17 protein-coding genes are annotated in these 21,662 nt (G+C 73.0%); 14 read left to right on the forward strand and 3 right to left on the reverse strand.

Annotation, left to right across the window (positions count from 1 at the left end):
* Positions 1-32: 32 nt before the first annotated feature.
* Together ASE87_RS02865 and ASE87_RS02870 are read left to right on the forward strand one after the other, a co-directional pair.
* Complete coding sequence (locus tag ASE87_RS02865) at positions 33-1,046, forward strand: NAD(P)H-dependent glycerol-3-phosphate dehydrogenase (protein WP_043594016.1); 1,014 nt, start codon at positions 33-35, stop codon at positions 1,044-1,046.
* Between the two features lie 91 nt (positions 1,047-1,137).
* On the forward strand, positions 1,138-2,367 hold the full coding sequence (locus ASE87_RS02870) for a D-alanine--D-alanine ligase family protein (protein ID WP_082452253.1): 1,230 nt from the start codon (positions 1,138-1,140) through the stop codon (positions 2,365-2,367).
* A 28-nt stretch (positions 2,368-2,395) separates the two neighbouring features.
* Here ASE87_RS02870 and ASE87_RS02875 read toward each other — a convergent pair whose 3' ends face one another.
* The gene (locus tag ASE87_RS02875) at positions 2,396-2,959 is read right to left on the reverse strand and encodes a DUF3515 family protein (RefSeq protein ID WP_082452254.1); all 564 of its coding nucleotides are present in this window, start codon (positions 2,957-2,959) and stop codon (positions 2,396-2,398) included.
* A 24-nt stretch (positions 2,960-2,983) separates the two neighbouring features.
* On the opposite strand from ASE87_RS02875, the gene thiL reads away from it, so the two are divergent.
* Positions 2,984-4,003 (forward strand): thiamine-phosphate kinase, encoded by a 1,020-nt coding sequence (gene thiL, locus ASE87_RS02880; protein WP_056225775.1) that lies wholly within the window; start codon positions 2,984-2,986, stop codon positions 4,001-4,003.
* A gap of 28 nt (positions 4,004-4,031) precedes the next feature.
* On the opposite strand, the gene rsmD is transcribed toward thiL, so the two are convergent.
* Positions 4,032-4,607 (reverse strand): 16S rRNA (guanine(966)-N(2))-methyltransferase RsmD, encoded by a 576-nt coding sequence (gene rsmD, locus ASE87_RS02885; protein ID WP_043593946.1) that lies wholly within the window; start codon positions 4,605-4,607, stop codon positions 4,032-4,034.
* A 171-nt stretch (positions 4,608-4,778) separates the two neighbouring features.
* On the opposite strand from rsmD, the gene ASE87_RS02890 reads away from it, so the two are divergent.
* The 11 genes from ASE87_RS02890 to ASE87_RS02940 all read left to right on the forward strand — a co-directional run bounded on the left by ASE87_RS02890 (position 4,779) and on the right by ASE87_RS02940 (position 20,566).
* Positions 4,779-6,485 carry an acyl-CoA dehydrogenase family protein gene (locus tag ASE87_RS02890; RefSeq protein ID WP_157489654.1) on the forward strand — a complete coding sequence of 569 codons (1,707 nt, stop codon included), beginning with the start codon at positions 4,779-4,781 and terminating at the stop codon, positions 6,483-6,485.
* Positions 6,486-6,558: 73 nt separating this feature from the next.
* Positions 6,559-8,769, forward strand: a complete 2,211-nt coding sequence (locus ASE87_RS02895; protein WP_157489655.1) for an ATP-dependent DNA helicase RecG — start codon at positions 6,559-6,561, stop codon at positions 8,767-8,769.
* An 81-nt stretch (positions 8,770-8,850) separates the two neighbouring features.
* The gene (coaD, locus tag ASE87_RS02900) at positions 8,851-9,333 is read left to right on the forward strand and encodes a pantetheine-phosphate adenylyltransferase (RefSeq protein ID WP_043593942.1); all 483 of its coding nucleotides are present in this window, start codon (positions 8,851-8,853) and stop codon (positions 9,331-9,333) included.
* A gap of 28 nt (positions 9,334-9,361) precedes the next feature.
* Positions 9,362-10,393, forward strand: coding sequence for an AAA family ATPase (locus ASE87_RS02905; RefSeq protein ID WP_369700689.1), 1,032 nt, complete (start codon positions 9,362-9,364; stop codon positions 10,391-10,393).
* A gap of 47 nt (positions 10,394-10,440) precedes the next feature.
* Complete coding sequence (locus ASE87_RS02910; RefSeq protein WP_043593941.1) at positions 10,441-11,724, forward strand: DUF58 domain-containing protein; 1,284 nt, start codon at positions 10,441-10,443, stop codon at positions 11,722-11,724.
* Complete coding sequence (locus tag ASE87_RS02915) at positions 11,717-14,038, forward strand: transglutaminaseTgpA domain-containing protein (RefSeq protein WP_056225783.1); 2,322 nt, start codon at positions 11,717-11,719, stop codon at positions 14,036-14,038. The genes ASE87_RS02910 and ASE87_RS02915 overlap by 8 nt, the downstream gene beginning before the upstream one ends.
* Positions 14,039-14,049: 11 nt before the next feature.
* Positions 14,050-14,637: a DUF177 domain-containing protein gene (locus tag ASE87_RS02920; protein ID WP_369813988.1), complete on the forward strand. Its 588-nt coding sequence runs from the start codon at positions 14,050-14,052 to the stop codon at positions 14,635-14,637.
* 71 nt (positions 14,638-14,708) lie between these two features.
* Positions 14,709-14,912, forward strand: a complete 204-nt coding sequence (gene rpmF / locus ASE87_RS02925) for a 50S ribosomal protein L32 (RefSeq protein WP_043593937.1) — start codon at positions 14,709-14,711, stop codon at positions 14,910-14,912.
* 37 nt (positions 14,913-14,949) lie between these two features.
* A complete protein-coding gene (gene rnc / locus ASE87_RS02930) occupies positions 14,950-15,702 on the forward strand; it encodes a ribonuclease III (protein WP_043593936.1) in 753 nt (250 codons plus the stop codon).
* 2 nt (positions 15,703-15,704) lie between these two features.
* Entirely contained in the window at positions 15,705-16,715 is a 1,011-nt protein-coding gene (locus ASE87_RS02935) for an Fpg/Nei family DNA glycosylase (RefSeq protein ID WP_056225785.1), read from the forward strand.
* Between the two features lie 140 nt (positions 16,716-16,855).
* On the forward strand, positions 16,856-20,566 hold the full coding sequence (locus ASE87_RS02940; RefSeq protein WP_056225788.1) for an AAA family ATPase: 3,711 nt from the start codon (positions 16,856-16,858) through the stop codon (positions 20,564-20,566).
* Between the two features lie 439 nt (positions 20,567-21,005).
* Here ASE87_RS02940 and ASE87_RS02945 read toward each other — a convergent pair.
* Positions 21,006-21,662, reverse strand: a 657-nt coding sequence (locus ASE87_RS02945) for a histidine phosphatase family protein (RefSeq protein WP_369813989.1), incomplete at its 5' end; no start/stop codon positions are given.

The raw sequence follows: 21,662 nt of genomic DNA on the forward strand, positions 1-21,662 counted from the left end.
GGGCGGTCACGACCGAGGCGATCTCGATCGTCATGCGCGACTCGATCCCGCGCCGGGTCGCCGTCCTGGGATCGGGCAGCTGGGGCACGACCTTCGCCAAGGTCCTCGCCGAGGGGGGCGCGGACGTCACGCTCTGGGCCCGTCGACCCGAGGTGGCCCGCGAGATCACCGAGAGCAAGCGCAACAGCGACTACCTGCCGGGCATCAACCTGCCCCGCACCCTCGTCGCGACCCCGTCGGTCGAGCAGGCCCTGGCGGGTGCCGAGCAGGTCTACCTGTCGGTCCCCAGCCAGACGCTCCGCGACAACCTGACCGCGATCCGCGGCATGGTCCCGTCCGGCGTGCCGGTCGTCAGCCTGATGAAGGGCGTCGAGAAGGCCACCGGGTTGCGCATGAGCGAGGTGATCGAGGCCGAGCTCGGCATCGACCGCGACCTGATCGCCGTCGCGTCGGGGCCCAACCTCGCCCTCGAGATCGCGAAGCGGCAGCCCACGGCCGCCGTCGTGTCGTCGTACAGCCTCGACACGGCGACCCTGGTGGCGGCCACCGCCACCAACCCGTACTTCCGGTCGTTCGTGAACACCGACGTGATCGGCACCGAGTTCGGCGGCGTCCTCAAGAACCTGATCGCCGTCGCGATCGGCATCGTCGACGGCGTCGGGTACGGCGAGAACACCAAAGCCTCGATCATCACGCGCGGACTGGCCGAGATGACCGCGTTCGCCGTGTCGTTCGGGGCCAAGGCCGAGACCCTCGCCGGTCTCGCCGGGTTGGGCGACCTCATCGCCACCTGCGAGTCGCCGCTCTCGCGCAACAACACGGCGGGTCGGCTGCTCGGGCAGGGTTACGCCTTCGGCGACGTCGTGCGCCAGATGAACCAGACCGCCGAGGGGCTGGCCTCCGTCGCTCCGATCCTCGAACTCGCCCGGTCGCGCGGTGTCGACATGCCCATCGTCCAGCAGGTGGCCGAGGTGCTCGCCGGTACACTCGACCCGCGCAACATCGCCCCGCACCTCACCGAGACGGACGAGCCGCAGGGCGAGTGACCGCCGGTCGTCCTCGCCGGGGGCGTGCGACGACCAGAGCCCGCCCACCGCGGGTCGGCCCGCGGGCCGTGACACCGACGAAAGGCCCCTCATGGCGAGCACCGAGCCCACCGCGACCACCCGCCTCGCCGCGGCCGACATCTCGTCGGCCGACATCTCGTCGGCCGACATCTCGTCGGTCGACGTCTCGTCGGCCGACATCTCGTCGGTCGGGACCTCGGCACCCGGGGCGGCGAAGACCGTCGTGGTCGTCCTCTTCGGTGGCCGCTCCAGCGAGCACTCGATCAGCTGCGCCACGGCCGGGGGAGTCCTCTCGGCGATCGACCGAACCCGCTACGACGTGGTGCCCGTGGGCATCACCGTCGACGGGGCGTTCACCCTCCAGCCCGACGACGCGGCGAGCTTCGCGCTCGATGCCGAGACGCTGCCGACCGTCGTCGACAACGGCACGCGCGTGCACTGGCCCGAGTCGTCCACCACCCGTGAGCTGACCGTCACCGAGCCCGACGGCACGACGCGCCTGCTGGGCGAGGTCGACGTGGTGTTCCCGATCCTGCACGGTCCGTTCGGCGAGGACGGCACGGTGCAGGGCCTGCTCGAACTGACCGGGCTGCCCTACGTCGGGGCGGGCGTGCTCGCCTCGTCGCTCGGCATGGACAAGCACTTCACCAAGACGGTGCTGCAGGCGGCCGGCGTGGCCGTCGCCCCGTGGCGAACCGTCCGCCGTCGAGACTGGGATGCCGCGCCCGACCGTGTCGCCGGCGACGTCGAGGCGCTCGGCTACCCGATGTTCGTCAAGCCCGCCCGAGCCGGGTCGAGCGTCGGGGTGTCCCGCGTCGACTCGCCCGCCGATCTCGCCGCGGCCATGGCGAAGGCCTTCGCCGAGGACCACAAGGTGCTCGTCGAGTCCGCCGTCGTCGGTCGCGAGATCGAATGCGCCGTGCTCGGTGGACGCGACGGGGCGGCGCCCCGCACGTCGGTCGCGGGCGAGATCGTCCTCGCGGACGACACGTTCTACGACTTCGAGTCGAAGTACCTCGGTGCCCCCGGGGCCGACCTGGTCTGCCCCGCCGATCTCGCACCGGGCGACCTGGCCGAGATGCAGCGGCTCGCCGCCCTGGCGTTCGAGGCGATCGACGGCACGGGCCTGGCCCGGGTCGACTTCTTCTTGACGGACGACGGGTGGGTGATCAACGAGGTCAACACGATGCCCGGCTTCACACCCATCTCGATGTTCCCCGCCTGCTGGCTGGCGAGCGGCCTCAGCTACCCCGAGCTGATCGACGAACTCATCGCTCTCGGCCTCGAGACCGAGCGCTGACGGAGCTCGTCCGCCCCCGAGACCGGCCCTAGTGCGTCGGCGTCGCGGTCGGCTCGTCGGCCGACCCGGCGGAGCCGGGCAGGTCGCCGGCTCCGACGCACTCCTTGCCGTCGTTCGGCAGGTAGCCGACCGCGTCGGCCAGGTCGCGCAGCACGTTGCCGCCGTTCGCCTTGGTGGTGTCGACGATCACCTGCACGCCCGGCTCGCGGCCGTACGTGGTGAGGATCGAGGTCTCGGCATCGTCCGGGTCTTGATCGACGAGCCAGTCCACGCCCTGGATGTCGTAGCAGGGCAGGTCGGACACGGCGGGCGTCTCGACGCCGCAGTGCAGCAGCACGCTCGTGGGCGAACCCCAGGCGCCGGTCGCCTGGGCGTCCGTCTCGCGGCGGTCCTGTCCGTCGTCGACGACCTCGGGCAGGTGGACGGTGACCTGCGCGCACGCCGGGTCGTTCGCCCCCGCGGCGGGCTGCATCGGGACGGCTTGCGAGCAGCCGACGAGCGTCGTCGCGAGACCGGCCCCGACGAGCACGAGGGCCGGGACGCGAAGACGGGGAGGGAGGCGCGCGGTGAGGCGCGAGGACGGGTTCGACATCGCATCCAGGCTACCGTTCAGCACATGGAACGACGCTCCACGGACCCCCGCCCGGCCGACGCCGACACCGTCGAGGGCGTCGGCGAGCTCGCCACCCTCGCCCGCATCCTGCCCCGCCTGCCCCGCGGCGACGACACGCTGCTCGGTCCCGGTGACGACGCGGCCGTGGTCGCGGCACCCGACGGCCGGTTCGTCGTCACGACCGACCTCATGGTGCACGGCCCCGACTTCCGACGCGCGTGGTCGACGTCGTACGACCTCGGCTGGAAGGCCGCGGCGTCGAACCTGGCCGACGTGGCGGCGATGGGCGCTCGGCCCACGGCGCTGGTGGTCGCCCTCGCAGTGCCCGGCGACACCGGCGTGACCGAACTCGAGGCCTTCGCGGACGGTCTGCGTGCGGGTTGTTCCGTGATGGCCCCGGGCACGGGGGTCGTCGGCGGCGACCTCTCGGTGTCGCCGACCTTCACGGTCGCGGTGACGGCGTTCGGCGACCTCGAGGGGCGCCCGCCCGTGCGGCGGGACGGGGCGCGCGTCGGCGACGTCGTCGCGGTGTCCGGCGCGCTCGGCCGCTCGGCGCGCGGGCTCGACCTGCTGTTCCGCCTCGGCGTCGACCACGACGGGGTGCCCGACGCCGCCGCGGCCGCCGCCCTGCGCGAGCGCGACCCGGACGTCGGCTGGCACCTCGCTCCGAGCCCGCCCGTGGCCGACGGCCGCTCGGCGGCGCTTGCCGGGGCGACCGCGATGCTCGACCTGTCGGACGGCCTCGCCCTCGACGCCGGCCGGGTGGCCCGCGCCTCCGGCGTCGTGGTCGACCTGTCGGCCCGGGCGCTGGGCGACGACCCGCGGCTCGCGCTCTCGGGCGGTGAGGACCACTCCCTGTTCGCCACGTTCCCGCCCGACGTCGCGCTGCCCGGTGGTTTCCGCGCCGTCGGCACGGTCCGTGATCCGGCAGGAGGCGCGCCCCGCGTCACCGTCGACGGTTCCGACCTCGGCGAGTCCGGCGGGTGGGACCCGTACCGCCTGTGGTCGGGGGAGCAGGGCTGACGAGCCGGCCCGCGCCTCCTGCCGGGGGTCAGTCGCGCAGCGCGAACCAGACCGTCGTGTCGCCGTACTGTTTCTTGACGTCGAGGGTGAGGCCCTCGGGCCAGCCCGGTTCTCCGTCGCGCGAGGCGCGCTCGACGACGACGAGGGCCTGCTCGTCGAGCGAGGGCAGCAGGGCCGTGAGGTCGGCGGTGAGGTCGGCGGCCGACAGCTCGTAGGGCGGGTCGAAGAAGACGAGGTCGACGAGCGCCGAGCCGCCCTCGAGGTACGACCGCACGGGCTGGGTGACCACGTCGACGCGCGGGGGAGTGCCGCGCGGCGGTCGGGGGGCCCGTGCCAGCACGGACTCGACGTTGCGGCGCAACACCTTCGCGGCGGCCGGGGCCTTCTCGACGAGGACGACCGAGGCGGCCCCTCGCGACGCCGCCTCGAGCCCGAGGCCCCCCGTGCCGGCGTAGAGGTCGAGCACGCGCCGGCCCCGGATCTCGTCGCGCGCGTCGAGCGACGAGAACAGCGCCTCGCGCACCCGGTCGCTCGTGGGCCGCGTCCCGACCTTGGGGACGACGAGCGAGAGGTTGTCGGCGAAGCCGGAGATGATGCGGGACATGGGGTCAACCATGCCAGGTCGACGCGCGACACCCGGCGCGCACCGGGCACGCACCCGGCACGCACGCGGTTCGAGCATCCCGACAACGCATCACCGTCGACCGCCCCGCCCGGTCGTCGGACCTGCACAACCGAGTTGGCGGTGCCCGCCGACGTCGGCAGCATCGGTGCCATGACCAGCGTCGATCGTACCGTCAGGCCCTCCTTCACGAAGTCGCTCTTCGCGGGGCGCATCGCCTCCGAACTCGTCTTCCCGTACCCGCAGATGACGGCGGCCGAGAAGGCCCGGGTCGAGACGGTCTCGGCGTCCGCCCGTGAGGTGCTCGCCGGCTACGACCCGCTGAAGGCCGAACGCGAGGGATGGATCGGCGACGACCTGGTGCGCGAGCTGGGCGAGCGGGGCCTGATGGGACTCTTCGTCTCCGAGGAGTACGGCGGACTCGGGCTCGGCCAGAGCGCCTACTGCCGCGTGTACGAGGAGTTCGGTCGGGTCGACGGCACCCTGGCCACGGTCATGGGGGTGCACCAGTCGATCGGCACCAAGCCGCTGCACCTCTTCGGCACCGACGACCAGAAGGCCCGTTGGCTGCCCGACCTGGCGAGCGGCCGCAAGCTCGCGGCGTTCGTGCTCACCGAGCCGAACGTCGGCAGCGACGCCTACGCGCTCGAGACCCGGGCCGAGCGGCAGAGCGACGGCAGCTGGCTGCTGAACGGCGAGAAGCGGTGGATCGGCAACGGCGACAAGGACGTCCTGACGGTCTTCGCGCAGAGCGACCTCGGGCACGTCGCACTGATCGTCGAGAAGGGCATGGAGGGGCTGAGCACCGGCCCGCGGTTCGAGACGCACGGCCTCAAGGCCAACCACCTGCAGCGCGTGCACTTCAAGGACGTCCGGGTGCCCGCCGAGAACCTCCTCGGCGAGCCGGGCGACGGCTTCCGCATCGCGGTCAACACGCTCAACAACGGTCGCATGTCGATGGGCACGGCCATCGCGGGCGGCATGAAGAGGTTCCTCGAGCTGAGCCTCGACCACACGGAGGCGCGGCACCAGTTCGGCAGACCGCTCGCCGACTTCGAGATGGTCGGCGACAAACTCGCGTGGATGACCCAGCAGATCTACGGCGTCGAGTCGATGTCGTACCTGACCACGGGCCTCGTCGACCGCGGCGACACCGACTTCGCGCTCGAGTCCGCGCTGACCAAGGTCGCGGCGAGCGACACCGGCTGGTACGCCCTCAACCGGGCGGTGCAGCTGCACGGAGGCGAGGCGTACATGGAAGGTCACCCGCTCTCCAAGGCCCTGCGCGACTTCCGCATCTTCCCGATCTTCGAGGGGGCCAACGACGTCCTGCGCGCGTTCGTCGCCCTGAACGGCCTCAAGACGCTCAGCGAGGAGCTGCCCGACGTGGCGTCGCTCCGCATCGGTGAGCCCGGACGGGCGCTCGGGGTGCTCGCGCCGTACGTCGCGGGCCGCGTCCAGCGCCGCATCCGGCCCGAACGGCCGGTCGGGGTCCATCCCGCGCTCGCCAAGCAGGCCGCCGAGCTCGGAGACCAGGTCTCGCGGCTGCGCGAGCGCACCGAGGGGGCGCTCCGCAAGCACGGCAAGAAGGTGCAAGAGAAGCAGCTCGTGCAGAAGCGCCTCGCCGACGCGGCGAGCGGCATCTACGCGCAGACGGCCGTCCTGTCGCGGGCCTCGACGGCCCTGCAGGAGGCGCGGGCCGACTCCGACGCGGAGCGTCACCTCGCCGTCGGATTCTGCAAGCAGTCCGCGCGCGGGGTGGGGCGACAGCTGCGGGCCCTCGAGGTGAACGACGACGGGCACGTGGCCGACCTCGCGAAGGCGACCCGCGCCTCCGGCGGGTACTCCTTCTCGCTCTGACCGCGGGTCGGCCCGACGGGGCCGGCGCCGTTCGGCGAGGGGGCTGTCGGGGGCGGGCACTAGCGTGGGGTCCGTGCCCGACTCACCCCTCGACGCGTCGCTGGCCGGGGCCCTCGGCGGCCGGACGGCCACCGCCCTGCAGAAGGCCTTCGGCCTGCGCACGGTCGGCGACCTGCTGACGCACTTCCCTCGGCGCTACGCCCGGCGGGGCGAGCTCACGGCGCTCGACCAGCTGCCGCTGGGCGAGTCCGTCACGATCGTCGCCCAGGTGCTGGACGTCCGCGAACGCACGATGCGCGCCCGGCGCGGGTCGATCCTCGAGGTGCGCATCGGCGACGGCCAGGGCATCCTCACGCTCACCTTCTTCAACCAGGCGTGGCGGGCCAAGGACCTGGTGCCGGGGGCCCGGGGCATCTTCGCCGGCAAGGTCGGCGACTACCGGGGGCTGCGCCAGCTGGCGCACCCCGACTACGAGCTGTTCGACGCCTCGCACGAGGCCGTCGCCGGGGTCGGCGACCAGCAGGCCCAGAAGTGGGCGAAGCAGCCCATCCCGATCTACCCGGCCAGCGCCTCCGTGGCGTCCTGGCAGGTGCAGAAGTCGGTCGAGGTGCTGCTCGACGGCCTGCCGCCGATCGACGACGCGGTGCCGGCGTCGGTCCGGTCCGAACTCGACCTGATGCCCGTGTCCGAGGCGTACGAGCGCATCCACCGTCCCGAGACCGATCGCGACCACCTCACGGCCCGCGACACCCTGCGGTTCGACGAGGCCTTCGTGCTGCAGAGCGCCCTGCTGCAGCAGCGGGCGCTCGTGCGTCGGTCGGCCGCGACCCCCCGTCGGGCCGCACCCGACGGCCTGCTCGCCGCCTTCGACGCCGCCCTGCCCTTCGAGCGGACGGGCGACCAGCGCCTCGTCGGCGACGAGATCACCCGCGACCTCGAGGCCGAGGTGCCGATGAACCGCCTCGTGCAGGGCGAGGTCGGCTCGGGCAAGACCCTCGTCGCCCTGCGGGCCATGCTCGCGGTGGCCGAGAGCGGCGGCCAGTCGGCCCTGCTGGCCCCGACCGAGGTGCTCGCGGCCCAGCACCTGCGATCCATCACGGCCACCCTCGGTCCCGACCTGGCGGCCCGTCTCCGCCCGACCCTGTTGACCGGCCAGATGACGGTCGCCCAGCGCAAGAAGGCGCTGCTGTCCATCGTCAGCGGCCAGGCGCACGTCGTCGTGGGCACCCACGCCCTGATCAGCGAGGCCGTCGAGTTCTTCGACCTCGGCCTCGTCGTCGTCGACGAGCAGCACCGCTTCGGCGTCGACCAGCGTGAGGCGCTGCGCAAGAAAGGCGCCACACCGCCGCACGTGCTCGTCCTGACCGCGACGCCGATCCCGCGCACCGTGGCCATGACGGTCTTCGGCGACCTCGACGTGTCGACCATCGCCGAGCTGCCGAAGGGGCGCCAGCCGATCGAGTCGTTCGTCGTGCCCCTCGCCGACCACCCGACCTGGGGCGGTCGCATCTGGCAGCGCTCGGCCGAAGAGGTGGCGAAGGGGCGACAGGTGTTCGTCGTCTGCCCGGCGATCGACGCGGTCACGGCCGAACCCGGCGACCCGCCCGATGCCGAGGTCGCACCCGGCGACGACGCGCACGGGGCCGACGTGGCCGAGGCGCCGGCACCCGAACGCGCGAGCGTCGAGGGGGTCATGGCCCGGGTGCCCACCATCCCCGTGTTGGCCGGGCTGCGCATCGAGCCCCTCCACGGACGCATGTCGTCCGACGAGAAGGACGACGTCATGCGTCGCTTCGCGGCCGGCGACATCGACGTGCTCGTGGCGACGACGGTCATCGAGGTGGGTGTCGACGTGCCGAACGCCTCGACCATGGTCGTTCTCGACGCCGACCGGTTCGGCGTCTCGCAACTGCACCAGTTGCGCGGTCGCGTGGGCCGCGGCGGTCACCCGGGGCTCTGTCTGCTCGTCACGCACGCGGCGGCCGACACGGTCGCGCGTGAGCGGGTGGACGCGGTCGCGGCCACGCTCGACGGCTTCGAGCTCGCGCAGGTCGACCTCGACCTGCGTCGCGAGGGCGACGTGCTCGGCAACCTCCAGTCGGGCGGCCGTTCGTCCCTGCGTCTGCTGCGGGTGGCCCGCGACGGCGACCTCATCGGCCTCGCCCGCGAGCACGCGGCCGAGGTCCTCGACGACGACCCGCGCCTGGTCGACCACCCCGCCCTCGCGGCGGCCATCGCGCGTCGACTCGACGACCGGGGCCGCGAGGCCATGGGCAAGAACTGAGCACGCCGTGGTGCGTGACGCGTCCTCGACGCCGCCTTCGCCCTGGGTGTCCGTCCGGGGTCGGCGGGATACAGTGACCGGATGAGCAGGATCGCCGTCGTGCCGGGTTCGTTCGACCCCGTGACCCTCGGGCACGTGGACGTGATCGCCCGGGCCGCCAACATCTTCGACGAGGTCCACGTCCTCGTCGTCCACAACCCCGAGAAGAGTGCGCTGCTGCCCCTCGCGCAGCGCGTCTCCCTGCTCACCGAATCGCTCCGGGCGGCCGGGCTGCCCGAGACTGTCACGGTCCACAGCTGGAGCGTCGGGTTGCTCGTCGACTACTGCACCGAGGTCGGGGCGAGCGTGCTCGTCAAGGGCATCCGCTCGCAGGTCGACGTCGCCTACGAGACCCCGATGGCGATCATGAACCGCAGCCTCGCCGGTGTCGAGACCGTCTTCTTGCTCCCCGACCCGGCCCATGCCCACGTGTCGAGCTCGCTCGTGCGGCAGGTGGCCTCGCTCGGCGGGGACGTGTCGCCCTACGTGCCCGACGCCGTCGCCGCCTACCTCAGCACGACCTGACCCCGACCCCACCCATGAGGACGCCGCGATGACCACGACCAACGACCCCACCGTCGAGCCCGCCGCCGTCCGCGCGACCGGCTCCGGGCCCACGATGTCGCTCGCCGAGGTCCAGCAGCGCGCGAGGGGCATCCTCGAGGCCGTGGCCACCGTGATCGACGGCAAGGACGGCGCCATCTCGACGGCGCTCACCGTCCTGCTCGCCGAGGGCCACCTGTTGATCGAGGACGTCCCGGGGGTCGGCAAGACCCAGCTGGCCCGGGCGCTCGCCAAGGCGGTCGACGCGACCGTCACCCGCATCCAGTTCACCCCCGACCTGCTGCCGAGCGACATCACGGGCGTCTCGGTCTACGACCGGCAGAGCGGCGGGTTCGAGTTCAAGCCCGGTCCCGTCTTCGCCAACGTCGTCATCGGCGACGAGATCAACCGCGCCTCGCCGAAGACGCAGTCGGCGTTGCTCGAGAGCCTCGAAGAGCGCCAGGTGACCGTCGACGGCATCACGCACCCGCTGCCCTCGCCGTTCCTCGTCGTGGCGACGCAGAACCCCGTCGAGATGGAGGGCACCTACAACCTGCCCGAGGCCCAGCGCGACCGGTTCATGGCCCGCATCTCGCTGGGCTACCCCGACGCCCGCAGCGAGTTGCGCATGCTGCAGCAGCGTGAGCGGGTCAGCCCCCTCGACACCCTGCGTCCGCTCGTCTCGCTCGACGAGCTCACGCGCATGATCGCCGCCGTCCGCACGGTCTACACCGCGCAGGCGGTCGAAGAATACGCCGTGCGGATCGTCCAGGCGACGCGCGTCCACCCCGACGTGCGTCTCGGGGCCAGCCCCCGCGCGACCCTGCAGCTCATGAGGGCGGCCAAGTCCTGGGCCGCCCTCAACGGCCGTGGCTACGTGGTCCCCGACGACGTCGACGCCCTCACCGGTCCCGTCCTCGGCCACCGGGTCATCCTCGCCGGTCGAGCCGGTGCAGGGGCGGTCTCCGCGGCCTACGACCTCGTCGCCGAGGTCGTCGAACAGACCCCCGTCCCGCTCGGCGACGCGACCGACGCGCGCTGACCGTGAGACGGGGTGGGGTCCCCAGGCCGACCGGCCGAGGCGTCGGCGTGCTCGCCGCCGGGGTGCTCGTCGTGCTCGTGGGCTGGCTGCTGCAGGCCCCGGCCCTCGTGTTCGCCGGCTCGACGCTCGTCGTGCTGATCGTGGCCGTCACGGTGTCGCTGCTCTTCCGCACGGCCGACGTGCGGGTCGCCCGCCGTTTCACCCCCGACCGCGGCGTCGCGGGGTGGTCCGCCGTCGAGACGGTCACGGTCCTTCCCCGAGGGGGGCGGACCTCCGGCACGGTGCGGGTCCGCGAGCAGCTGCCGTTCGGGCGACTGTCCGACTCCGAGGCCGCGGCCGTCCTGCTCGTGCCGGGCCGTGCCTCCTCGGCGGTCTTCCGTCACCACGACCTGCCGCGCGGTCGGCACCGCATCGGCCCCCTGCACGTCGACCTCGTCGAGTCGTACGGCGTCGCCCGGCGACGGGTCGTGGCGGCCGGCGTGGCCGAGTTCGTCGTCGTGCCCGACGTCGTCGAGGTGGGGCTCGGGCGCGAGTCCCGTGCCCTGGGTGACGGGTCGAGACGGCAGCGCGAGCACAGCCTGGCCGGTGGCGAGGACGATCCGGTCACGCGCGAGTACCGCCGGGGTGACCCGATGCGTCGGGTGCACTGGAAGGCGACGGCCCGGCACGGTGAGCTCATGGTCCGACAAGAAGAGCAGCACGGCCTGCCCAGCGCGCGGGTCGTCATCGCCGTCGCGGCCGAGGGATGGTCCGACGCACGTCCGACGGTGCCGCCGACGAGCGGCGTCCGGGTGAGGCCGGCGACCGCCTCGATCCCGCTCGTCAGCGACGCGTTCGAGTGGGCGGTCTCGTTCGCCGCGACCATCGCGGTCGAGATCGGCCACGCGGGGTCCGCGACCGTGCTGACGACACCCGGCGGCACGCTCGTCGCCCGGCACGACCCGGAGTCGACCACGGGGTTCCTCGACGACCTCGCCGACCTGCGGCTCGACGACGCGCTCGGGGCACCGGCTCCCGCCCCGTCGCCCCGGGAGCCCGTCGTGGCGGTCGTCTCAGGCCTGGGCCGGCTCGACCTCGAGCTGCTCGTCGCCTCGAGGGCTCCCGGGTCGTCGGCGATCGCCGTCGTCGTCACGGCCGCCCTGCCCCTCGGCGCCGGCCTGACCTCACGACCCGCACGCCTCGCCGACGGTCCGGGCCGGGGCGACGACCGCGTGCTCGCCCCCGACGAGGTCGCCGGCGCCCTGCGTGACTCCGGCTGGCGGGTCGTCGAGACCGACTCGAGCGTCGACGTCGGCCGCCTGATCACGACCTCGGGGGTCCTCGATGACTGACTCGTCGACGCGCGTGGGGTTCTTCGGGGCCGAGCCCACGGGCGCGGCCCGCTGGCAGACCACGGCTCTGCTCTGGCTCGTGCTCGTCCTCTCGCTCGCGAGCCTGCACCCCGTCTTCGTCGGGGTCGGCTGGTGGGTCGCGGGTGCCGTCGTGGCCGCCGTCGTGCTGGGTGCGTCCCTCGCCGTGCGGGCGCTGGGAGGCGCCTCCTGGCTGGGCGTGGTCGGCGGGGCGGTCCTCGGCGCGCTCGTCACGACGGCCTTCGCCTCGGGGGGGACGGCCCTGCTCGGCGTCGTGCCGACGGGTGCCACCTTCGCGCGCATCCCCGAGCTCTCGGCTCAGGCCAACGCGGCCATCGTCGAGGGATCGGCCCCCGTCGAGGTCAACGACGGCCTGCTGGTCACGGTGGCACTCTCGGTCCTCGTCGTCGCCGTCGTCACCGACCTGCTGTCGTCGGTGGGGCAGCTGCCGGTCGTGACCGGGGTCTTCCCGGCCCTCGTCCTGGCCGTGCCGACCTTCGTCCCGGGCGTCGTGACGAGCTGGCCCTGGGTGGTGGCGACCGTGCTGGCCTACCTCGTGCTGCTGATGGTCTCCACGGGGCGACGACCCTCGCGCGCCGGTCTCGTCGGTGCCGCCGCGTCGGTCGCCGTGGCCGGGCTCCTGACCGCCGTCGTTCCCCTCACGGGCGTGGCGCCGTTGACCGGTTCGGGCACCGGTGCCGGCCTCGCGACCGGCGTGAACCCCATCATCGACCTCGGCGACGACCTGCGGCGGGGTGCCCCGGTCACCGTCCTGTCGTACCGGACCGACGATCCGCAGGGCACCTACCTCAAGCTCGTCGACCTCGTCGACTTCTCGGGCCGCACCTGGAGTCCGGCCGACGTGCCGCTCGACCCGCTCAACACGCTCGACACCCTGCCCGACGCTCCCGGCATCGACCCGGGCACCGCACGACGCGACGTCACGACGGACGTCACGATCGGGGCGCTCCGCAGTCCGTACCTGCCCGTCCCGGTGCCGCCGACCACCATCGAGGGGCTCGACGACGGGTGGCGGTTCGTCGACGAGAGCGGCGTCACCGTCCGCAGCGACTCCGAGGGCACGCAGGGCCTCGAGTACGAGGTGACGAGTCGGCCCGTCGACCCGAGCCCCGAACAGGTCGTCGCCTCGCTCGACGACACGGGGCCCGACATGGCGCCCTACCTCTCGGTCGACGAGGTGCCGCAGACCGTCACCGACCTCGCCGCCGAGGTGACCGCCGGCTCGGCCAACCCGTTCGACGCGGCCGTCGAGCTGCAGGACTTCTTCCGCGACGGCGACTTCACGTACTCGGAGGACACCCCTGTCCAGCGCGGCTACGACGGGAGCGGCCTCGACGCGATCGAGACGTTCCTGCAGGTCCGCAGCGGGTACTGCGTCCACTTCGCCTCGGCGATGGCGGTCATGGCCCGGACGCTGGGCATCCCCTCGCGGGTGGCCGTGGGCTTCCTGCCGGGCGACCTGCAGGGCGTCGGTGACGACGCCGCGTTCCGGGTGAGCAGCGACGACCTGCACACCTGGCCCGAGCTGTACTTCGCCGGGCTCGGCTGGGTCCCCTTCGAGCCGACCGTCGGCCTCGGCGCCCCTCAGCAGTACCTGCAGCAGACCGGCGTCGAGCCGAGCGACGTCCCCAGCGACGACGCGAGCACCGCGCCCGACGCGAGCACGGCCCCGTCGGCCTCGACCGCCCCGACCGGTGCGGCTCCGAGCGCGAGCGCCACGCCGACGTCCGCCGCCTCGGGTCCGGGCTCCGGCGTCGGACCGGTCCCGTCGATCGCCCTGTCGGTGCTCGCGGCGCTCGTGCTCGCCGCCCTCGTCGTCCCCTCGGGTCTGCGCGCGGGCCGCCGACGTCGCCGATTGTCGGCGTCCCCGCCCGACCTGGCGCTGCACGCCTGGCACGAGGTGGTCGACACCGCTCGAGACCTGGGTGTCCCGGTGACGGCCACGATGACCCCGCCGGCCGTCGCCGGCCTGCTGGCGCAGCGACTCGGGGTGGGGGGCGTCGGCCACGGTGCCGTGACCGGCACCGCGACGGCACCGTCCTCCGGCCGGACGAGCAGGGCCGAGGAGGCGCGGGTCGCCTCGGTCGCGCTGCTGGACGCCCTGCAGGTCGAGCGCTTCGGGGCCGAGCCGGCCGCTCGGCAGGTGCAGGCGGACGCGCGCCGCGTGATCGACGGGCTCCGCGCCTCCTCGTCCGTGGGGCAGCGCGTCGTGGCGACCATCGCGCCGCGATCGCTCGTCGGGGGCACGGAGGCGGCGTCCGGCTCGACGGCGTAAACTCTCTCTTCGTGCCTCATTTCAGCCAGACCCCCTACACCGTCCCGGTGTTCGACCTCGTGCACCGTCCGGGCGAGATGCGCGAGCACGAACTCGACGTCGTCGTGCCCGAGAAGCTCGGCGAGGGACAGATCTCGGTGCCGAAGGGTGCCGAGATCGCGATCGACGTCAAGCTCGAGGGGCTGCACGACGGCATCCTGGTGTCCGCGCACGTCTCGGGCACGGCGGTCGGTGAGTGCAGCCGATGCCTCCGTGACATCTCCGAGCCCGTCGAAGTCGATTTCGCCGAGCTTTTCGCGTACGATGTCGACGAAGCTTTTGACTATCAGGTTCAAGACGATCACGTGGATCTTGAACCCGTGGTCAGAGACGCAGTGGTTCTGTCACTGCCCTTCCAGCCGGTCTGTCGGCCGGATTGTCCGGGCCTCGACCCCGAAACGGGCGAGCGCGTGGACGACATCCCCGACTACCAGCCCCGCGAGATCGCCGACCCCCGCTGGTCGGCCCTGGCAGGGTTCCAGGCTGAATCGGCACCCGCCGACGGCACGTCACAGGGAACCGGTCACGACGACCAGCGCCCGGCCGACGAGCAGCACTGAACACCACCGCGTCACCCACCATCGTCAGACCCAGGCACCCGTGAGGGTGCCGACAGAGAGAAGAGAAACCCATGGCCGTCCCGAAGCGCAAGCAGTCACGCTCCAACACGCACGCTCGTCGTTCGCAGTGGAAGGCCACGCCGGTCCAGCTCGTCAAGACGATCGAGAACGGCAAGGTCACCTACAGCCTGCCGCACCGTGCCAAGGTCGTCGAGGACAGCGCCGGCACCGCCCTGTACATGGAGTACAAGGGCCGCAAGGTCGCCGACGTCTGATCACCGACGTGAACCCGTCCACCCTCGCGGTGAGCGCATGAGTCAGCCCGAGTCGAGCCCTGGTGCCGACCGGGCTGTTCTCTTGTCCCGACTGCAGATCGAGCTCAGCGACGACCTGATCGACCAGGCGCTCACGCACCGGTCGTACTCGTACGAGCACGGCGGCGTCGGCAACAACGAGCGCCTCGAGTTCCTCGGCGACTCCATCCTGGGCCAGGCCGTCACGGTCATGCTCTTCACCGAGAACCCCGACCTCGACGAGGGCGACCTCGCGAAGCGTCGGGCCAGTCTCGTCAGCACCGTCGCCCTGGCCGAGGTCGCACGGATCATCGGTCTCGGCCCGTACCTGCGCCTCGGTCGCGGCGAAGAGTTGACCGGCGGTCGGGACAAGCACTCGATCCTGGCCGACACCGTCGAGGCCATCATCGGCGCGACGTACCTCGAGGCCGGGGGCGAGGCTGCCACGGCACTCGTGCTGCGTCTCGTGGCGCCGCTGCTCGTCGACCCCGATCGTTTCGGTGCCGCGATGGACCCCAAGACCAGCCTGCAAGAACTGGCTGCGACCCTGGGTCGGGGCATGCCTTCGTACTCGGTCACCGACAGTGGTCCCGATCACGACAAGCGTTTCCACGCGGTCGTCGCCCTGGGTGACGAGCAGGGCGTCGCCGAGGGGTCGGGCAGCAGCAAGAAGCAGGCCGAGATGGCCGCCGCCCTCGGGGCCTGGACGTCGCTCAACGCGTCGGCCGCCGGGGTGGCCGCCGCCCGTCGGGCCGCCGCCTCCACCGCCTGACCGTGCCCGAACTGCCCGAGGTCGAGGTCGTCCGGGCCGGTCTGCACCCCGTGGTGGCCGGTGCCGTGGTGACGGCGGTCGACGTCCTCGACCAGCGGTCGCTCAAGCGGCACCGCGGTCCGAGCGACGACTTCGTCGACCGCTTGGTCGGTGGCACGATCGACTCGGCCGTCCGCCGGGGCAAGTTCCTCTGGTTCCCCTTCGAGCCGGCCGAGCCGCACGAGCAGCCCCTGGCCCTCGTGGCTCACCTCGGCATGAGCGGTCAGGTCCTGCTCCGCAGCCGGGACGCCGAGCCCGACCGTCTGATGCGCATCCGGCTCGAGGTCGACAGCCCGTCGCTCGGCCCCGTGCGACTCGCCTTCGTCGACCAGCGCATCTTCGGCTCGATGGCCCTCGACGAGACCGTGCCCACGCTGGACGGGCGGGCGGCGGGGTTCGCCGGCCCGCGCCTCCTGGGGTCCGACGCCGAGGCCGCGGTCGAGGCCGGGACGGACGCCCGGCCGACCACCACCGCCGGCACCGACGCCGATCCGGCCGCCTGGGTGCGCCGGGTGCCGCAGCAGGTCTCGCACATCGCGCGCGACCCGCTCGACCCGGCCTTCGACGAGCCGCGGGTGATCACCCGCCTGCTGGCCCGACGCACCGGTGTCAAGCGCGCGCTGCTCGACCAGGGTCTGCTGAGCGGGGTGGGCAACATCTACGCCGACGAGAGCCTCTGGGCCGCGCGGGTGCACCCCGAGCAGCCGACCGAGTCGTTGTCGAGGGCGCGGGCCCGCGTGCTGCTGGCCGAGGTGCGGGTCGTGCTGCTCAGGGCCCTCGGCGAGGGCGGGACGAGCTTCGACGCCCAGTACGTCAACGTCAACGGCCAGTCGGGTTACTTCAGCCACAGCCTCGCCGCGTACGGGCAGCAAGGTCGCCCCTGCCCGCGGTGCGGCACCCCCATCGTGCGCGAGGCGTTCATGAACCGCTCGAGCCACTTCTGCCCTCGCTGCCAGCGGGTGCGCACGCGCTGACCCCCGCCTCGTCCGGCGCCGCCCGCCTCCCCGGACGGCGGGGCCTCCACCCGTATCCTTGAGAACGGGTCACGACCTGCCGTCGACGCCCCGGTCCGCCCGGTCCACCACCCGTCACGAGCCCCGAGGAGGCGCGGCGCATGTACCTGAAGAGCCTCACGCTCAAGGGCTTCAAGTCGTTCGCCTCGGCGACCACGTTCGCCTTCGAGCCGGGGGTCACCTGCGTCGTCGGCCCGAACGGTTCGGGCAAGAGCAACGTCGTCGACGCCCTCGCCTGGGTGATGGGCGAGCAGGGGGCGAAGAACCTCCGCGGCGGCAAGATGGAGGACGTCATCTTCGCCGGCACCTCGACCCGCGGTCCGCTCGGTCGGGCGCAGGTGGTGTTGACGATCGACAACTCCGACGGGGCCCTGCCGATCGACTACACCGAGGTGACGATCAGCCGTACCCTCTTCCGCAACGGTGGCAGCGAGTACGCCATCAACGGCGAGGGGTGCCGGCTGCTCGACGTCCAAGAGCTGCTCAGCGACTCCGGCCTCGGCCGCGAGATGCACGTCATCGTGGGGCAGGGGCAGCTCGACGCCGTGCTGCGCGCCACCCCGGAGGACCGCCGGGGCTTCGTCGAGGAGGCCGCCGGCATCCTCAAACACCGTCGTCGCAAGGAGAAGACCCTCCGCAAGCTCGAGGCCATGCAGACGAACCTCACACGGCTCAGCGACCTCGCGGGCGAGCTCCGCCGTCAACTCAAACCGCTCGGGCGCCAGGCCGAGATCGCCCGCGAGGCGCAGACCATCGCCGCGGTCGTCCGGGACGCCCGCGCCCGTCTCCTGGCGGACGAGGTCGTCGCCCTGCGGGAGTCGCTCACGGCCCGGTCGAGCACCGAGGCCGAGCGCAAGAGCGAGCGCCTCGTGCTGCAGGACCGCCTCGACGAGAACAAGCAGCGTGAGCACCGCCTCGAGCAGGCCATGGTCGGCGACGCCGTCGACGACGCCCGCCGGGTGGTCTTCGGACTCGAGTCGGTCCACGAGCGCCTGCGCAGCCTGTCGAGCCTCGCGCAGCAGCGGCTCCAGCTGCTCGCCCAGCAGGCGGACCAGCCCGCCGTGGCGACCACCGTCAGCGCGGGCATGGTCGCCGACGCCCGCGACGAGGCCGAGCGCCTGCGCGGCGACGTCTCGCAGGCCGAGGCGGCGGTGGGGGCGGCCGGGGCCGAGCTGGCCACGGTCCGTGCGTCCCTCGACGCCCTCGACGTCGAGATCCAGGCGCAGAGCGTCCTCGTCTCGCAACACGACCTAGAGGCCACCCGCCTGCGTGGCGCCCTCGAGACGGCGCGGTCGGGGCTCGCCGCCGTCCGGGGCGAGCAGCTGCGTCAGCGCGCCGCGCTCGAGGCCGCCGAGGCGCGTCGGGACGCCGGACGGGCCGAGTACGCCGAGCTCGAGCAGCGGTCGCCGCGTGCCGACGCCGACGGGGTCGATCACGCCGCCGTCCAGGCCGAGGCCGAAGAGCAGCTGACGGCTCTCACGGCGAGCGTCGACGAGCTGCGCGACCGCCTGCACGCGGCCGAACGCGAGCGCGACGCCCTCGCGGCCCGGCGGAGCGCCCTGTCGCTCGCCCTCGACCAGAACGACGCCACGGCCGCTCTCGTGGCCGCGGCCCGACCGGGCATCCGCGGCTTGGTGGCCGAGCACGTGCAGGTGCGTCCCGGTTACGAGGCCGCCGTCGCCGCGGCGCTCGGCAGCGTGGTCGACTCGGTGCTGGCCGACGACGTCGAGGCCGCGGTCGACGCCGTCGCGCACGCCACCGAGGCCGAGCTGGGCCGGGTCGAGGTCGTCGTGGCCGAGCCCGTGCGTCCCCTGTCGACGCTCGACGTCGACCTCCCGACCGGAGCCGTCGCCGCCACCGCCGTCGTCACCGCGCCTCCCGGGGTGCTCGGGCTGCTGGCCGCCACCGTCGTGGCCGACGACCTCGTGGTCGCGCGCTCGGCCTGGCAGGCACTCGCCGGCCACCCGGTCCCCGTGACCGTCATCACACGGGCGGGCGAGGTGCTGACCGACTACGTGCTGCGCGGCGGGTCGGGTGCCGAGCGGTCGCGCCTCGAGCTCGTCGCCGAGCGCGACGCGGCCGCCGACCGGCTCACCGGCGTGGCCACCGAGATCGAGCGCCTCGCCCCCGAACTCGCCGAGCTGCGGGACCGTCTCGCCGCGACGCGCACCCGTGCGAAAGAGGCGGCGGCAGCCGCCCGGGACGAGGAGGCGCGGGTCACCTCCCACGGGCAAAAGCTCGGTCGTCTGCGTGCCCGGGTCGAGGCCGCCGAGGCCGAGGTCGACCGTCTCTCCGACGCCCTCGAGGCGTCGGTCGAGGCCGTCGACGCCGCGAGCCGTGCCGTCGACGCGGCGTCGGCCGCCCACGACGAGCACGCTGCCCGCCCGCGGCCGCTGCTCGACGCGTCGGCGCGTGACGGCCTGCTGGCCGAGGTCGAGAGCGCGCGGGCCGTCGAGACCGAGCGTCGCATCGCCCTCGAGACCGTCCGCGAACGGGTCCGCGCCGAGATGGCCCGGGCCGAGGCACTGCAACGCCAGCTCGACGAGCAACGGGCGGCTGCCGAGCTCCAGGCGCGTCGGACGGTGGTGCGGCAGCGGCAGATGGCCGCCACGTCGTCGGTGCTCGAGGCCCTGCCGCCGACCCTGGACGCGGTCGCCCGGTCGGTGGCCGAGGCGCGCGCGGTGCTGGCCGAGGCCGAGGCGGCCCGGGCAGAGCAGAACACCGAGCTGCAGGCGCTGCGCCGGGCCGAGCGCGAGCTGCGCGACCGGCTCGCCACCGTGACCGAGAGCGTGCACGGACTCGAGATGGAGATCTACGAGAAGAAGCTGCACCTGTCCGGGCTGCTCGAACGAGCCGGCTCCGAGCTCGGCCTCGTCGAGGACGTGCTCGTGGCCGAGTACGGACCACACGTGCCCGTGCCGGGTGACGACGAGGTCGTGGTCCGACCGTCCGTCGACGACGAGGTCGACCTGGTCGACGTCGAGGCCGCGGGCGACGTCGAGGCCGCGGGCGAGGACGACGCCGCGGGGGAGCATGCCGCCCGTGCCGCCGATCGCGCACCCGACGGCGCCACCGACCTCGACGACGCGACGCTCCCCGGGGGCGACGCCGCGCCTCCTCGGGGCGTGCCCTTCGAGCGGGCGGCCCAGCAGCGCCGGCTCGCCGTGGCCGAGAAGAAGCTCGCGCGGCTCGGGAGGGTCAACCCGCTGGCCCTCGAGGAGTTCGCGGCGCTCGAACAGCGCCATCTCTTCCTGACCGAGCAGCTGGCCGACCTGACCGGCACCCGCAAGGACCTGCTGACGATCATCGACGAGATCGACGACAAGATGCAGACCATCTTCGCGAGTGCGTTCGCCGACACCCAGGCCGCCTTCGACCAGGTGTTCCCGATCCTCTTCCCGGGAGGCAGCGGCTCGCTGCACCTGACCGACCCCGACGACCTGCTGGCGACCGGCATCGAGGTGACGGTGAAGCCGGCCGGCAAGAAGATCGAGCGGCTGTCGTTGCTGTCGGGCGGCGAGCGATCGCTGGCCGCCGTGGCGCTGCTGATCGCGATCTTCAAGGCCCGGCCGAGCCCGTTCTACATCATGGACGAGGTCGAGGCGGCCCTCGACGACGCGAACCTCGGCCGGTTGCTGACCATCTTCGAGGACCTGCGCGAGTCGAGCCAGCTCATCGTCATCACGCACCAGAAGCGCACGATGGAGATCGCCGACGCCCTCTACGGCGTCTCGATGCGTCAGGACGGCGTCAGCGCCGTCGTCGGTCAGCGCGTCGTCGCCGAGCGCGGCACCGCCGCCCCCGGCCTCTGACCCCCGTTCGCCCTCCCCGAGCGGAACCACCCGCCCTCACCCCTGCCCGCTCCGCCCGCTCGTCCCCGCCCGCTCGTCCTGTGCACATCGCGACCAGGAGGCCTCCAGCCGTCTGCTCAGGGAGAACTGAGCGGCGCGTCGCGCAGGAGTTGTCGGGTTCGGCACGCCGTGAGCCCTGCGAGTGGTCGGGTTCGGCATGCCGTGAGCCCTGCGAGTGGTCGGGTTCGGCACGCCGTGAGCCCTGCGAGTGGTCGGGTTCGGTGCGGCCCGATCCCTCCGAGCCATCGGGTTCAGTACGCAGTGAGCCCTCCCGTCGGTCGGCTCGGACCATGCCAGGGCCACGGGCCTGACCCGACACGACCAGACGAGAAACGCAGGAGGCGCGACCTGCGTGGCCGCGCCTCCTTCGTTCTCGTCGTGCCCCGTGGGGCACCGGGTGTCAGTCGATGGGCGTGTCGAGGACCCCGCCGTTGATGCTCAGCACCTGCCAGGCGGTGCCGTCCCACTCGACCGTGTTCGCCGCGGCGTTCTCGATGTGCGGGACCTCGCGGCCGAGGATCTCGGCGAGGGTGAAGCGGATGATCGTGCCGTGGCAGACGACGACGATGTGGGCGTCGTCACCGTCGAGCGGCAGTCGCGTGTCGCGGATCATCTCGAGCGCGCCGACGCCCCGGGCGGCGACCGACTCGCGGGGTTCGATGTCGGGGTAGTCGGCGTTGGGCTGGTCGGGGATCGGCGACTCGGGGGTGCGGCCCTCGTGCGAGGCGTAGTCCCGCTCGATCAGTTCGTCGTAGGCGTCGCCCAACTCGATGCCGAGCTCGGCGGCGATGATCTCGGCGGTCTCGCGGGCGCGCTCGAGCGGCGACGACACGATGGCGCTCCACTCGACGCCGGCCAGCAGCCGCGCCGCCTCGAGGGCCTGGCCGCGACCCGTGTCGTTCAGCGGGATGTCGGACGAGCCCTGGAGCTTGTCGGCGAGGTTCCAGTCGGTCTGACCGTGGCGGATGAGTTCGAGGCGCATCGGGGTGTTCCGTTCCATGGTGCGGCCGCGGCGGTGCCGCGGGGGAGTGACGGCGGGCGGCCCCGGATGGAGGCC

The organism is Frigoribacterium sp. Leaf44, from assembly GCF_001421865.1.
Taxonomy (GTDB): domain Bacteria; phylum Actinomycetota; class Actinomycetes; order Actinomycetales; family Microbacteriaceae; genus Frigoribacterium.

Excerpts from the sequence above, each read along its gene's own strand:
- ASE87_RS02865 (WP_043594016.1), top strand. The coding sequence starts at position 33 with ATGCGCGACTCGATCCCGCGCCGGGTCGCCGTCCTGGGATCGGGCAGC.
- ASE87_RS02870 (WP_082452253.1), top strand. The coding sequence starts at position 1,138 with ATGGCGAGCACCGAGCCCACCGCGACCACCCGCCTCGCCGCGGCCGAC.
- ASE87_RS02875 (WP_082452254.1), bottom strand. The coding sequence starts at position 2,959 with ATGTCGAACCCGTCCTCGCGCCTCACCGCGCGCCTCCCTCCCCGTCTT.
- thiL (WP_056225775.1), top strand. The coding sequence starts at position 2,984 with ATGGAACGACGCTCCACGGACCCCCGCCCGGCCGACGCCGACACCGTC.
- rsmD (WP_043593946.1), bottom strand. The coding sequence starts at position 4,607 with ATGTCCCGCATCATCTCCGGCTTCGCCGACAACCTCTCGCTCGTCGTC.
- ASE87_RS02890 (WP_157489654.1), top strand. The coding sequence starts at position 4,779 with ATGACCAGCGTCGATCGTACCGTCAGGCCCTCCTTCACGAAGTCGCTC.
- coaD (WP_043593942.1), top strand. The coding sequence starts at position 8,851 with ATGAGCAGGATCGCCGTCGTGCCGGGTTCGTTCGACCCCGTGACCCTC.
- ASE87_RS02905 (WP_369700689.1), top strand. The coding sequence starts at position 9,362 with ATGACCACGACCAACGACCCCACCGTCGAGCCCGCCGCCGTCCGCGCG.
- ASE87_RS02915 (WP_056225783.1), top strand. The coding sequence starts at position 11,717 with ATGACTGACTCGTCGACGCGCGTGGGGTTCTTCGGGGCCGAGCCCACG.
- rpmF (WP_043593937.1), top strand. The coding sequence starts at position 14,709 with ATGGCCGTCCCGAAGCGCAAGCAGTCACGCTCCAACACGCACGCTCGT.
- rnc (WP_043593936.1), top strand. The coding sequence starts at position 14,950 with ATGAGTCAGCCCGAGTCGAGCCCTGGTGCCGACCGGGCTGTTCTCTTG.
- ASE87_RS02940 (WP_056225788.1), top strand. The coding sequence starts at position 16,856 with ATGTACCTGAAGAGCCTCACGCTCAAGGGCTTCAAGTCGTTCGCCTCG.